Origin of the sequence: Pseudomonas sp. MEJ086, from assembly GCF_030209025.1 — a bacterium.
Lineage (GTDB): Bacteria > Pseudomonadota > Gammaproteobacteria > Pseudomonadales > Pseudomonadaceae > Aquipseudomonas > Aquipseudomonas fulva_A.
In genome coordinates, this window is record NZ_JARVSV010000031.1 from 21607 (window position 1) to 34007 (window position 12401).

The following is a 12401-nucleotide window of genomic DNA, read 5'->3' on the forward strand; positions in this document are numbered from 1 at the left end:
GCTGGCGTTGCCCGGTTGATGGGGCGCGCCATCGATGAGTAACTTGGCGTTTTTTCGGCAGCCAGGCGCTCAACTCTTCTTTCCAGGCTCTCGCAACGGTCATGGTGCAGTGGCTACGGGCAAGCGTGCGATACAGCGCCTCGGCCTCCGATAGCGCGCCAAAAAGACATAACGCCGCACGTGACGGCCTGTCGCGCGGCAACCTACCACGGCGGCAAGCGCCGAGGCAGGGCGTAGTCTTTCGTTGAACGATTGATCCAGGTCAACGCGCTTTGCGCGCTGCCTGGATTGCAGACAACTAGAAAGTCGATAACCTGATCGAGGGACGCCCCATGTTCGGCCTAGAGGCTTTGGATCTCGCGCGCATCCAGTTCGCCTTCACCATCTCCTTCCACATCATCTTTCCGGCCATCACCATCGGCCTGGCCAGTTACCTGGCGGTGCTCGAAGGGCTGTGGCTGAAGACCGGCGAAACGGTGTACCGCGACCTCTACCATTTCTGGGCGAAGATCTTCGCCGTCAACTTCGGCATGGGCGTGGTCTCCGGGCTGGTGATGGCTTACCAGTTCGGCACCAACTGGAGTGCCTTCTCGGACTTCGCCGGTTCTATCACCGGGCCGCTGCTGGCTTACGAAGTGCTGACCGCATTCTTCCTCGAGGCGGGCTTTCTCGGCGTCATGCTGTTTGGCTGGAGCCGCGTGGGGCCGGGGCTGCACTTCTTCTCGACGATCATGGTGGCGATCGGCACGCTGATCTCGACTTTCTGGATTCTCGCCTCCAACAGCTGGATGCAAACGCCCCAGGGCTTCGAGATCGTCGACGGCCGGGTCATTCCGGTGGATTGGTTCGCCGTGGTATTCAATCCCTCGTTCCCCTACCGCCTGGCGCACATGGCCACTGCCGCGTTTCTCGCCACCGCGTTCTTCGTCGGCGCGTCGGCGGCCTGGCACCTGCTGCGTGGGCGCGACACCCCCGCGATGCGCAAGATGTTCTCCATGGCGCTGTGGATGGCCCTGCTGGTCGCCCCGGTACAGGCGGTGATCGGCGACTTCCACGGCCTCAATACCCTCGAGCATCAACCGGCGAAGATCGCCGCCATCGAAGGCCACTGGGACAACAGCTCCGGCGAGCCGACGCCGCTGATCCTGTTCGGCTGGCCGGACATGGAGCGCGAGGAAACCCGCTTCAAGGTCGAGGTGCCGTACCTCGGCAGCCTGATCCTGACCCACAGCCTCGACAAGCAGGTGCCCGCGCTGAAGGAGTTCGCCAAGGAGGATCGGCCCAACTCGACCATCGTCTTCTGGTCGTTTCGGGTGATGGTCGCCATGGGCATGCTGATGATCCTGGCCGGTCTCTGGAGCCTCTGGCTGCGCTGGCGCGGCAGCCTCTACCAGTCGCGCCCGTTCCTGTATTTCTGCCTGTGGATGGGGCCGTCTGGCCTGATCGCCATCCTCGCCGGCTGGTTCACCACCGAGATCGGCCGCCAGCCCTGGGTGGTCTACGGGCTGATGCGTACCGCCGACGGTGTGTCGATGCACAGCGCGGCGCAACTGGGGATCACCCTGGTGCTGTTCGTGGTCGTCTACTTCGCCGTGTTCGGCGCCGGCATGAGCTACGTGATGCGCCTGGTGCGCAAAGGGCCGGTCAGCGGCGAAGGTGATCATCAGGATGATGGCGGGCCGGGCACCCGGCACACGCAGGCGCGGCCATTGTCCGCCGCGAAGGAAGGCCTGGACGACAACGATTCGATCACCCGCACTGCAACCGGGAGGGCATGACCATGGGTATCGATCTTTCCGTCATCTGGGCGGTGATCATCGTCTTCGGCGTGATGATGTACGTGATCATGGACGGCTTCGACCTGGGCATCGGCATCCTCTTTCCGTTCGTGCCGGACAAGGGCGAACGCGACGTGATGATGAACACCGTGGCGCCGGTCTGGGACGGCAATGAAACCTGGCTGGTGATGGGCGGTGCCGGGCTGTTCGCCGCCTTCCCGCTGGCCTACTCGGTGGTGCTCAGTGCCTTGTATCTGCCGTTGATGTTCATGCTGCTGGGCCTGGTGTTTCGCGGCGTGGCCTTCGAGTTTCGCTTCAAGGCCCGCGACCACAAACGGCATATCTGGGATAAGGCCTTCATCGGCGGCTCGGTTGCAGCGACCTTCTTTCAGGGCGTGGCGCTGGGCGCGTTTATCGAAGGCATTCCGGTCGAAGGTCGGTCGTTCTCCGGCGGCTCGCTGGACTGGCTGGCGCCGTTCCCGCTGTTCAGCGGCTTGGGCCTGATCGCCGCCTATGCGCTGCTCGGCTGCACCTGGCTGATCATGAAAACCGAAGGGCGCCTGCAACAACAGATGTACAGGATGGCCCGGCCCCTGGGGCTGCTGTTGCTGGCCGTGATCGGCATCGTCAGCCTGTGGACGCCACTGTCTCAATCGGGCATTGCCGAGCGCTGGTTCAGCCTGCCCAACCTGTTCTGGTTCCTGCCCGTGCCGCTGCTGGTGCTGGCGACCTTCTTCTACCTGTTGCGCTCGGTGGCCAACCACGACAACAGCAAGCCGTTCGTACTGACCCTGGTACTGATCTTCCTCGGTTACAGCGGCCTGGGCATCAGCCTGTGGCCGAACATCGTGCCCGGCTCGCTGACCATCTGGCAGGCCGCCGCGCCCCCGCAGAGCCAGGGCTTTGCCTTGGTCGGCGCACTGTTCATCATTCCGTTCATCCTCGTTTACACCGCCTGGAGCTACTACGTATTCCGCGGCAAGGTGACGCCTGATCAGGGGTACCACTGATGAACAAGGCCAGCGAAAAGAAACCCCTCTGGCAACGCATCGCCTGGCTGGCCGGCATCTGGACGGTCAGCGTGCTGAGCCTGGGGCTGGTGTCGTACCTGCTACGGCTATTTATGAATGCGGCGGGGTTGAGTACGCCGTAAGGGTGAGGATCGTTGCCACGCTTCGCTTGGGAGCGATCTCAATGGGGCTGTTCGGGTTACGAATGGTGGACAAGCTTCGCGTTGTCCACCCTACTTGTCGGTAGGGCGTAGGGTGGATGACGCTTTATCCATCCACCATTTTGATCGTTCCCACGCTCCGCGTGGTAACGCCTCCCGTGGCGCTCTGCGCCGCATTTCATTTGCACGTTTGGCTATCGAGGAATCGGACGCGGAGCGTCCTGCTGATGCATTCCCACGCAGAGCGTGGGAACGATCGGTGTCTCATTACTGCCCCGGTACCGCCAGCCAATGGCCAAGGGTCTTCTGATAAGCACCGGTGGCCTTGCTCAAATGCAGCCACTGATCGACGTAGCTCTTCCAGGTCATGTCGTCGCGAGGCAGCAGGTAAGCTTTCTCGCCGTATTGCATGGAGTCCGTCGGGTTGACGGCGCACAGGCCGGGCATGCGTTTCTGCTGGTACAGGGCCTCGGACGCGTCGGTGATCATCACGTCGGCGCGCTTATCCAGCAGTTCCTGGAAGATGGTCTTGTTGTCGTGGAAATTCAGCTGAGCCTTTGGCAAGTAGGCCCGTGCAAAGGCCTCGTTAGTACCGCCCGCCGGCTCGATCAGGCGCACCTCTGGCCTGTTGATCTGCTCGACGGTCTGGTAGCGGGAAACGTCTTCACAGCGCACCAGGGGAATCTTGCCGTCCACATCCAGGGTGCTGCTGAAGAAGGCCTTCTTCTGGCGCTCCAGCGTCACCGAAATGCCGCCCATGCCGATATCGCACTTGCCTGCCACCATATCCGGCATCAGGGTTTTCCAGGTGGTCGGCACCCACTGCACCTTCACCCCGAGGCTCTGCGCGAGCGACTGGGCCATCTCGATATCGATGCCTTCGTACTCACCGTCCTGGCGCAGGAAGGTATACGGCTTGTAATCGCCGGTGGTGCACACGGCCAGCTGTCCCTTCTCCAGCACCTTGTCCAGGTGCGACGGCGTTTCCTGAGCCTGGGCAAAACCCGACAGTCCGATAAGCAGGGTGGTGATGGCGCTGAGGGTCAGGTTTTTCATCATGAGTCGATGCTCGCGGTTGTGAGGAGGGGGCAATCTTGCGAGACACAGTAAGGACGAGACGCCCCGCAGCCAAGCCCCGGAGCAAGGCACTGACCCCAGGCTAACCCGAGTTCATTCGGGACAATGTTTTGAAAATGGTGGACAAGCTTCGCGTTGTCCACCCTACGGATGTCCTTCGATTTGCTGCCTGGAAATGCAGGCTTGACGCTCCGCGTAGTATTTATGAGCCGAACTGACAATGCCTCGGACGCGTCCTGTTGAAACCTTTCCATGCAGAATGTGGGAACGATCGAGCCCAAGTTGTTCGCGGTGATGGAATAATTGTTGTTGGTTCATATTTTGTGGGTTTTCAGTTTTGTGATCAGTGAGTTTATTTTTTTCTTGTCCCAATTCGAGTGATCCTCGAGAAAAAAATCTCCATCGTCATTCAGTTTTTTGGCAATTTCATTGTCATGAAATCCTAGGGACTGAAGTTTTAATATTTTTATGACCTGTCTGTTCGCGGTTGGGTTGTTTACATAAAGAGGTTCTACGGCGCTATGGCAGTGTTTGCAAATGCACGCATGAGTGTTGATGGGGGATGAGCACTTTGGGCAGTCTCTAAGAAGAATGTTGTTCTGGTTCTTGGTTTTTTGCTTTATTTTCTTGTACATATGCGCATAGAGCATGCCCATGATATGAGCGTTGGGAATGGATAGCGCTATGCATGCCACTGTGATCATTCCTCCTGTTTTTCCCGAGAATGCTGCAGTGAAACCAATGAGAAATAATATAAGCGATCCGGGTAGTGATAAAAAACCAATAACTAAGGTGGTTAGTAAAAATGAATTATTTTCACCATTTGAGTTCTCTGAGGATGAGAAGCCAGAGATAAATGTAAGTGTTAAGGGGATGCTGAGTATCAGTCCGTAAGCAAATGAATGCAAAAATGCTGGTTGTTTCATTTGTCTTCCCTGGCTATTCAAGCTTTTATGTAACTCTGTGAGATTGCGATATTGACTCAGTCATAACCAAAAGCAATAGGCAGGTAACCGCCATCTGTACACGACTATATAAGCTCATCTGTTCGTGCTCGCTAGTAAGTAGGGTGGATGACGCTTTTTTCATCCACCATAGCGATACCGAAAAATCACATTGCACTGACGGGGAGACGTTTGTTAATCGGTACGCTGCTGGCTATAAATCGCGTGTCAATACAAAGCCGGCTCTGACACTACGCCATCAAATAGCCATCCGTCTACGCGATGCTCGCCGCCGCCCTGGTTGCCCAATCCCGGCAATCCTTTCCATACTGCCTCCCTATGCCGCCTACCAAGGGAGCCCCCATGTTCGCCTTCAGCGAAACCCTGCAACGCCGCTTCGCCGCCCTGCATTGCACCGCCGATTTCTGGTCGCTGCGCCATGTGCGGGAAACCACCGAGCGCTATTGGGTGCGCCGCAATGTGGCGCGGGCGCCGTCGTTTTCCGACGATGCGGGCGCCATGCTCAGCGTGCGCGTCGCTGGCGTGGAGGCCTACGCGGCGACCAGCAATCTCAGCCAGGCTGGGTTGCAGGCGGCGCTCGACAGGGCCGAGGCGCTGGCTCGCCAGCTTGCCGGTAGCAATCTGCTCGATATGCACGAGCTACCGGTGCCCCATGAGCAGGCCGATGACGTGATGCCCGGCTACGAGCGATCCCTGGCCAGCCCGGCGCACTGGTACGAATTGCTGGCGGCCGAGTCGGCGCGGGTGCCGCGTGACGAGCGCCTGGTGGACTGGTACGCCGGCCTGAGTTTCACCGCCACCGAGCAGATCTACCTCAACAGCGCCGGTGCCCGTTTGCGGCGTGCCCAGCACTACGTATTACCGCAACTGGGGGTGACCGCCAGCGATGGCGCCGACAGCCAGAGCCGCAGCTTCGGCGGCACTCACCTGGCACGCCAGGGCGGTGCGGAGGTGATCGATCAGCTGGGGCTGGTTGGCACCGCCAGCCGTATCGCCGACGAGGCGCTGCAGTTGCTGCTGGCGCCCAACACGCCGAGCGGCCACCGCGACCTGTTGCTGATGCCGGATCAGATGATCCTGCAGATCCACGAGTCCATCGGCCATCCACTGGAGCTGGATCGTATCCTCGGTGACGAGCGCAATTTCGCCGGCACCAGCTTTATTCGCCAGGAAGATTTCGGCAGCTATCAATACGGCTCGCCGCTGCTCAACGTGACCTTCGACCCGACGGTTTCGGGCGAGCTGGCCAGCTACCGCCATGACGATGACGGCACGCCGGCGCAGCGTGAGTACCTGATCCGCGAGGGCATCCTGCAGCGACCGCTCGGTGGTGCGCTGTCGCAGTGGCGCAGCGGTCTGGAGGGGGTCGCCAACAGCCGTGCCTGCAGCTGGAACCGACCGACCCTCGACCGCATGGCCAACCTCAATGTCGAGCCTGGCACGCAACGCCTGGAGCAGATGATCGGCGGCATCGAGCACGGCATCCTGATGAGCAACAACCGCTCCTGGTCGATCGATGATGCGCGCAACAAATTCCAGTTCGGTTGCGAGTGGGGCCGGCTGATCGAGAACGGCGAACTCAAGGGCGTGGTGAAGAACCCCAACTACCGCGGTATCTCCGCGCAGTTCTGGCGCAACCTCAAGGCCGTCGGCGATGCCAGTACCTTCGAGGTGCTGGGCACGCCGTACTGCGGCAAGGGCGAGCCGAACCAGGTGATCCGCGTCGGCCACGCCACGCCGGCGTGCGTGTTCGCCGATATCGATGTCTTTGGAGGGGCTGCCTGATGGAAGCACGTCAGCATTTCGAGGCGCTGCTCGCGCACCTGAACGCCGAGCTGCAGGCCGGCGAGGGCTTTACCCTGGAGTACCAGGCCGAGGCTTCGGACTTTATCCGCTTCAACCACGCCCGCGTGCGCCAGGCCGGCCAGGTGCAGCAGGTGTACGCCACCCTGGCCCTGTATCAGGGCGAGCGGCATGGCGACTTCGAACTGGCCCTCAGCGGGGTGATCGACGATGACCTTCCGCGCCTCGACCAGGCGCTGCAGCGGTTGCGCGTGGTCGTGCCGACGCTGGTCGATGATCCCTACCTGCGCTTGAATCGCGAGGCGTGGTGCAGTGAGACGGCGGCGGGTGAGTCGGTTCAGCACAGCGAGGCGGCCATCGCGCAGATCAATGAGGCGTCTGCCGGGCTGGATCTGGTCGGTTTCTACGCCGCCGGGCCGCAATACCAGGGCTTCGCCAGCTCCTGGGGCGCCTTCGGCTGGCACGCGGCGAGCAGCTTCAACTTCGAGTTCAGCCTGTTCCACGAAAACGGCCAGGCGGTGAAAAGCAATTATGCCGGCGAGCAATGGGATGCTCAGGCCTTCGCCCGCAAGTTGGCGTTCGCCCGTGAGCAGTTGGAATACCTCGGCAAACCCGCCCATGAACTGAAGCCAGGGGCGTATCGCGCCTACCTGACGCCAGCGGCGCTGGAGGAATTGTTCGGGTTGTTCGCCTGGGGCTTTTCCGCCGAGGCGCTGGCCACCGGTGGCAGCCCGCTGCAGCGGCTGTTCGCCGGCAGCGCCAGTTTGAGCGACAAGGTGACGCTGGACGAGCGTATCGAAGGCGGCCTGGCGCCGGCCTTCACCCGCGAGGGGCCACGTCAGCCACTGCGCCTGGTCAGCCAGGGCAAGCCGGGCGAGCGTCTGGTCAGCTCACGCAGCGCCGCCGAACATGGGCTGATCGCCAACGGCGCGGGCAGCGGCGAGTACCCGTTCTCGCTGCACCTGCATGGCGGCGAGCTGGAGGAGGGCGAGATTCTGCAGCGCCTCGGCACCGGGCTGTATATCGGCAACCTGTGGTACAGCAACTTCTCCGACCTGCCGGCCGGGCGCCTGACCGGCATGACCCGCTTCGCCACTTTCTGGGTCGAAGACGGCCGCATCCAGGCACCGGTCAACACCATGCGTTTCGACGATTCGCTGTTCGATTTCCTCGGCCCGAACCTGGAAGCCCTGACCCGTGAACCGGAGCTGCTGCTGCCCAACGGCACCTACGGCGCCCGCCAGACCGGCTCGATGGCGCTGCCCGGCGCCTTGCTGTCGCGGTTTACCCTGACGTTGTAAGGAAGATATTCCTGGGTATCGCTGCGATCAACCGCAGGCTACGGGTGACTCTGGTAGCCCGGTGTCGAGCGCAGCGATACCCGGGGAAAGGCCAGCCGCGTGTGCTGATCAATGCTGCCGTTACCAATGAGGCTCACTCGAGCATATGGGCGCGTAATACGCGCTCCTCTCGCATGATGTGGATGATAAAAACCGTTGTATCCGAAACGCGGTAAAAAATCCGGCAGGGCGGGACGACGACTTCGCGATAGAGAGCGTTTGGCAACTCGGCAGGACCGCGGCCGGACATCGGGAATTCGGCCAATCGTGCGACCGCTTCAATCACCTTTTTGACGAGTGCTCGTGCGGCATCCGGTTTGTCGAGGGCTATGTACTGCGCCAGATCCTCGAGTTGTTCGAGCGCGGGGGTCGTCCAGACTATTTCAGCCATTTGCTCAGCCGTTCCTTGGCCTGTTCATGGCTGATGGTATTGCCTTCGATCACGGCTCGTTCGCCTCGCGCGAGGGCATCCAGCAGTGCAAGGCGTTTCTGCATGAACTGATAGTCATCGACGTCCACCAGATAAGCCGAGGGGATTCCATGCTCTGTGATCAGTATGGGCTCTTTGGATTCGTGAAGATCGGCAAGGATCTTGGTGGCCTGTCGCTTCAGGTTGGTGACCAGTTCGACTTTCATGGTGGGGACCCGACGCGTAAATTAAAGTATCACTTTAGTGATACTTCCCCCCCTTCGCAACGCTCGCTCATTCTCTCGACTCCAATGGTGTTACTTCGTCGCCTTCAGCACCACGAACTTCGGCGTTGCCGCCACCTGCTCGACACCCCGGAACAGCCGCGCCAGCTTGGTGTGATAACCCATGTGGCGGTTGCCGACGATCCACAGTTCGCCGCCGGTGACCAGTGCGTTGCGGGCCTGCTGGAACATGCGCCAGGCGAGAAAATCACCGACCACCTGCTGCTGGTGGAAGGGCGGGTTGCAGAGCACCAGGTCCAGCGAGTCGGCCTCCTGCTCGGCCAGGCCGTCACCGGCGCGAATGGTCACCGGTCGCTCGCCCAAGGCTGCGCGCCAGTTCTCCCGAGCCGATTGCACGGCCATGTAGGACTCGTCCACCAGGGTCAGCTCGGCGCTGGAGCTACTCAATGCGTAGGCGATGCCCAGCACACCATTACCGCAGCCAAGGTCGGCGACCCGACGGTCGTCCAGGTGTTTGGGCAGATGAGGCAGAAAGGCGCGGGTGCCGATATCCAGCCCTTCGCGGCAGAACAGGTTGGCGTGGTTGCTCAGTTCGAGTGCCGGTTTGTCGAGGCGATAACGGGTCGGGTAGGGCGACGTCGGCGTCGCTTTGGCTTCTGGCGTTGCGTGCAGCAGGCGGGCTTTTTTCACCGCCAGCGAAGCCTGCACCGGGCCGATGTATTTCTCCAGCAGATCGCCAGCCGCGCGCGGTAGATGCTTGATCATGCCGCCAGCGATTACCTGAGCTCCAGGCGCCAACTGGCCATGCAGGCGGATCAGTTGTTCCTCAAGCAGGGCCAGCGTTTTCGGTACGCGGATCAGCACCAGATCGAAAGGGCCACTCACCGGCGCGCTGGCCGGTACGAAGCTCACGGCATCCTCGGCAACACCGTTGCGCGCCAGATTGAGACGCAGCGCCAGGTGGCCCAGATGCGAGTCGCCGCTGCTGGTCACCTGGGTGCGGCCGGCCAGGGCGCAGGCCAGGGCACCGAAGCTGTCGTTGAGCAGCAGCACGCGCGGAGTGCCTGAGAGCGTCTGCACCTGTTCGAGCAGGTAGGCGTCGGCGGCATCGAAGGCTTGCAGCGGCATGCCGGGTTGCTCGGGCTGGCGCTGCAGTTCCAGGGTGGCGAAAGGGGTGACGAAGGACGACGACATGCTGATCTCGTGGTGGGTGTGGCGGCGCGCATTCTGCCATGGCGCGGGCAGCGAATCTTCAAGCTGTGCTGCAGTTGGCGTTATTGCCGCTTGTTCCGCGGCGGGGGATCGACAAGAATCGCGCCCCTGCCGATAAGGTCGAGCCCAACGCCCCTCCCGTGCAGCCCCTCCAATAATAGTCGCACACCCGAGCCACGTGCCGGGCGTAGCCGACAGCGCTTTGCCGATGCCTCGTTGAGGTCACTCGATAACCCATTTCCTTCAGGTGCCTGCCTCGTGCATGCGCCGTTGCCTGCCATTGCCAAGGTGTTGCATGTTCAAGTCCGTTGTCACCATTGCCCTGTCTGCTCTGCTGCTGATCTGTACGTCGGTATCCGCTGCGGAACCCATCGTCATCAAGTTCTCCCACGTGGTTGCCGACGATACGCCCAAGGGCCGTGGCGCCCTGCTGTTCAAACAACTGGTGGAGGAGCGTCTCGGCGCCCAGGTGAAGGTCGAGGTCTACCCCAACTCCACCCTGTTCGGTGACGACGACGAGCTGCAGGCCCTGCGCGACGGCAAGGTACAACTGCTGGCGCCTTCGCTGTCGAAATTCGATGCCTACACCAAGCAACTGCAGGTGTTCGACCTGCCGTTCCTGTTCGACGATCTGGACGCCGTCAAGCGCTTCCAGAAGCGCGAGAAGAGCCGCGAGCTGCTGCGCTCCATGGCGGGCTACGACATCTACGGCCTGGCTTACTGGAACAACGGCATGAAGCAGCTCTCCGCCAACCGCGCGCTGAAGTTGCCTGCCGATGCCAAAGGCCTGACCTTCCGCATTCAGCCGTCGCCGGTACTGGAAGCGCAGTTCGCGCAGCTCGGCGCCAGCACCAGCAAGATCGCGTTCAGTGACACCCTGGCGGCGTTGCAGAAGGGCACCGTACAAGGCGCGGAAAACCCCTGGTCGAACCTGGCGAGCCAGAAGCTCGATAGCGCGCAGCCGTTCATCACCGAAACCAATCATGGCTCGCTCAACTACATGCTGATCAGCAATTCCAAGTTCTGGGTCAGCATTCCGTATCAGGTGCGTGTGCAGCTCGAAGCGATCATCGAAGAGGTCAGCTTCAAGGTGAACCAGGACGCCGAAGAGCAGAACCGCAAGAGCCGCGAGCAGATCGTCGCTGGCGGCCATAGCCAGATCCTGCCACTGACCCCCGAGCAGCGCAGCGCCTGGCGTGAAGCGATGCGTCCGGTATGGCAGGCGTTCGAAGCCGAGATCGGTGCCGACGTGCTGCGCGCGGCGCAGACGGTCAATCGTCGCTGATCGATTACGCCGGCTTAATGCGTATTCCTGTGGGAGCGGGCGGGGACGCATAGTCCATGCCCGCGATTTTTCGCGCGCATGGCGCGCTCCCACACGAAGTCGGGGCCAGAGGATGGGGCACAGTTCCTCCATGGTGATGGGTTACACCCACGTGGCCCGACCCAAGCTACGAAGCGCGCAGCTCCTCCAGCAGCAAGCGGGCAGGTGACGACAGCGGCGAGCCGTGGCGGCTGATCACGCCATAGGGCTCGCTATGCAGTGCCTGGGCAAGTTCCAGGCATGCCAGCTGGCCTGAGCGTGCCGCGTATTGAGCCGTTTCCCGTGGCATCAGCGCGACCAGGTTCGGGTCTTCCTGCAGCAGCATCAGGGTGGCGAAGGTCGAGGCGGTTTCCAGCGGGTAGCGCGGGAATTCCAGCTCGGCATCGCTGAACGCCCGCTCCAGCACCAGGCGCATCGGCATGTTCGCCGGGAACACCACCCAGCTGTAAGCGGCCAGCTGCGCCAGGCTCAGGCCCGGAGTGGCGGCGAGCGGGTGCGCGGGGTTGGCCACTACCTTCAGCTGTTCCTCGTGCAGGCTCAGGCAGTCGTAGTCGTCCGGTCTGCGGCTGACGCTGGTGCGGCAGATCGCCAGATCCAGGCGACCCTGGTCGATCAGGCTGAGCAGGCGTGCGCTGGTGTCCTCGACGATTTCCACCGACAGCTCCGGTTGGCGCGCCCGCAACCGCGACAGCGCGCGGGTCAGGTGCGGCACAGCGCCCATGATCACGCCCACCACCAGGCGGCCGCCCTGGCCTTGCAGAATGCCCAGCATTTCCTCGCGCAGGTGGGCCAGATCGCTGTGAATCAGGCGTGCATAGCGAATCGCGCATCGCCCCAGGTCATTGGCTTCCAGCCCCTGGCTGGTACGGGTGAACAGGCGCATGCCGAACGCCGACTCAATTTCGTTGAGCGCCTTGGTCGCGCCTGGCTGGCTGATCGCCACGGCGTCGGCGGCCTTGTGCAGCGAGCCCTGTTCGTCGAGGGCGATCAGCAGGCGCAGCTGTTTCAGGCGCAGCCGGGATACCAGAGCGGGGAGGGATGCGAGCATGGTGATAACCATTAGTTATTGCTTGATCA

General features: G+C 61.7%; 12 protein-coding genes. 6 read left to right on the forward strand and 6 right to left on the reverse strand.

The window, feature by feature from the left end; translation table 11 throughout:
- Positions 1–332: 332 nt before the first annotated feature.
- Genes QRN22_RS20085 through QRN22_RS20095 form a run of 3 tightly spaced genes read left to right on the forward strand, consistent with a single transcriptional unit; the run spans position 333 to position 2931 of the window.
- Positions 333–1778, forward strand: a complete 1446-nt coding sequence (locus tag QRN22_RS20085; RefSeq protein WP_042556552.1) for a cytochrome ubiquinol oxidase subunit I — start codon at positions 333–335, stop codon at positions 1776–1778.
- Between the two features lie 2 nt (positions 1779–1780).
- The gene (gene cydB / locus QRN22_RS20090; protein WP_042556553.1) at positions 1781–2788 is read left to right on the forward strand and encodes a cytochrome d ubiquinol oxidase subunit II; all 1008 of its coding nucleotides are present in this window, start codon (positions 1781–1783) and stop codon (positions 2786–2788) included.
- Positions 2788–2931, forward strand: a complete 144-nt coding sequence (locus tag QRN22_RS20095) for a DUF2474 domain-containing protein (RefSeq protein ID WP_042556554.1) — start codon at positions 2788–2790, stop codon at positions 2929–2931. Before cydB ends, QRN22_RS20095 begins: the two co-directional genes overlap by 1 nt.
- 285 nt (positions 2932–3216) lie before the next feature.
- On the opposite strand, the gene QRN22_RS20100 is transcribed toward QRN22_RS20095, so the two are convergent.
- Entirely contained in the window at positions 3217–4005 is a 789-nt protein-coding gene (locus QRN22_RS20100; RefSeq protein ID WP_042556626.1) for a transporter substrate-binding domain-containing protein, read from the reverse strand.
- A gap of 335 nt (positions 4006–4340) precedes the next feature.
- A complete protein-coding gene (locus QRN22_RS20105) occupies positions 4341–4952 on the reverse strand; it encodes a hypothetical protein (RefSeq protein WP_156152818.1) in 612 nt (203 codons plus the stop codon).
- A 381-nt stretch (positions 4953–5333) separates the two neighbouring features.
- On the opposite strand from QRN22_RS20105, the gene QRN22_RS20110 reads away from it, so the two are divergent.
- Positions 5334–6776, forward strand: a complete 1443-nt coding sequence (locus tag QRN22_RS20110) for a TldD/PmbA family protein (protein ID WP_042556556.1) — start codon at positions 5334–5336, stop codon at positions 6774–6776.
- Entirely contained in the window at positions 6776–8095 is a 1320-nt protein-coding gene (locus QRN22_RS20115; protein ID WP_042556557.1) for a TldD/PmbA family protein, read from the forward strand. Before QRN22_RS20110 ends, QRN22_RS20115 begins: the two co-directional genes overlap by 1 nt.
- Positions 8096–8228: 133 nt before the next feature.
- Here the strand turns inward: QRN22_RS20115 and QRN22_RS20120 are convergent, their stop codons facing one another.
- The 3 genes from QRN22_RS20120 to QRN22_RS20130 form a co-directional block, all read right to left on the reverse strand.
- The gene (locus tag QRN22_RS20120; RefSeq protein ID WP_042556558.1) at positions 8229–8525 is read right to left on the reverse strand and encodes a type II toxin-antitoxin system RelE/ParE family toxin; all 297 of its coding nucleotides are present in this window, start codon (positions 8523–8525) and stop codon (positions 8229–8231) included.
- On the reverse strand, positions 8513–8770 hold the full coding sequence (locus QRN22_RS20125) for a type II toxin-antitoxin system Phd/YefM family antitoxin (protein ID WP_042556559.1): 258 nt from the start codon (positions 8768–8770) through the stop codon (positions 8513–8515). Before QRN22_RS20125 ends, QRN22_RS20120 begins: the two co-directional genes overlap by 13 nt.
- Before the next feature lie 90 nt (positions 8771–8860).
- Positions 8861–9982: a methyltransferase gene (locus QRN22_RS20130; RefSeq protein ID WP_042556560.1), complete on the reverse strand. Its 1122-nt coding sequence runs from the start codon at positions 9980–9982 to the stop codon at positions 8861–8863.
- 313 nt (positions 9983–10295) lie between these two features.
- Between QRN22_RS20130 and QRN22_RS20135 the strand changes: the two genes are divergently transcribed.
- Positions 10296–11285 (forward strand): DctP family TRAP transporter solute-binding subunit, encoded by a 990-nt coding sequence (locus tag QRN22_RS20135; protein WP_042556561.1) that lies wholly within the window; start codon positions 10296–10298, stop codon positions 11283–11285.
- Positions 11286–11451: 166 nt separating this feature from the next.
- Here the strand turns inward: QRN22_RS20135 and QRN22_RS20140 are convergent, their stop codons facing one another.
- Positions 11452–12372: a LysR family transcriptional regulator gene (locus QRN22_RS20140; RefSeq protein WP_042556627.1), complete on the reverse strand. Its 921-nt coding sequence runs from the start codon at positions 12370–12372 to the stop codon at positions 11452–11454.
- Positions 12373–12401 lie beyond the last annotated feature (29 nt).

Coding starts and splice junctions, on each gene's coding strand:
- QRN22_RS20085 (WP_042556552.1), top strand. CDS start 333: ATGTTCGGCCTAGAGGCTTTGGATCTCGCGCGCATCCAGTTCGCCTTC.
- cydB (WP_042556553.1), top strand. CDS start 1,781: ATGGGTATCGATCTTTCCGTCATCTGGGCGGTGATCATCGTCTTCGGC.
- QRN22_RS20095 (WP_042556554.1), top strand. CDS start 2,788: ATGAACAAGGCCAGCGAAAAGAAACCCCTCTGGCAACGCATCGCCTGG.
- QRN22_RS20100 (WP_042556626.1), bottom strand. CDS start 4,005: ATGAAAAACCTGACCCTCAGCGCCATCACCACCCTGCTTATCGGACTG.
- QRN22_RS20105 (WP_156152818.1), bottom strand. CDS start 4,952: ATGAAACAACCAGCATTTTTGCATTCATTTGCTTACGGACTGATACTC.
- QRN22_RS20110 (WP_042556556.1), top strand. CDS start 5,334: ATGTTCGCCTTCAGCGAAACCCTGCAACGCCGCTTCGCCGCCCTGCAT.
- QRN22_RS20115 (WP_042556557.1), top strand. CDS start 6,776: ATGGAAGCACGTCAGCATTTCGAGGCGCTGCTCGCGCACCTGAACGCC.
- QRN22_RS20120 (WP_042556558.1), bottom strand. CDS start 8,525: ATGGCTGAAATAGTCTGGACGACCCCCGCGCTCGAACAACTCGAGGAT.
- QRN22_RS20125 (WP_042556559.1), bottom strand. CDS start 8,770: ATGAAAGTCGAACTGGTCACCAACCTGAAGCGACAGGCCACCAAGATC.
- QRN22_RS20130 (WP_042556560.1), bottom strand. CDS start 9,982: ATGTCGTCGTCCTTCGTCACCCCTTTCGCCACCCTGGAACTGCAGCGC.
- QRN22_RS20135 (WP_042556561.1), top strand. CDS start 10,296: ATGTTCAAGTCCGTTGTCACCATTGCCCTGTCTGCTCTGCTGCTGATC.
- QRN22_RS20140 (WP_042556627.1), bottom strand. CDS start 12,372: ATGCTCGCATCCCTCCCCGCTCTGGTATCCCGGCTGCGCCTGAAACAG.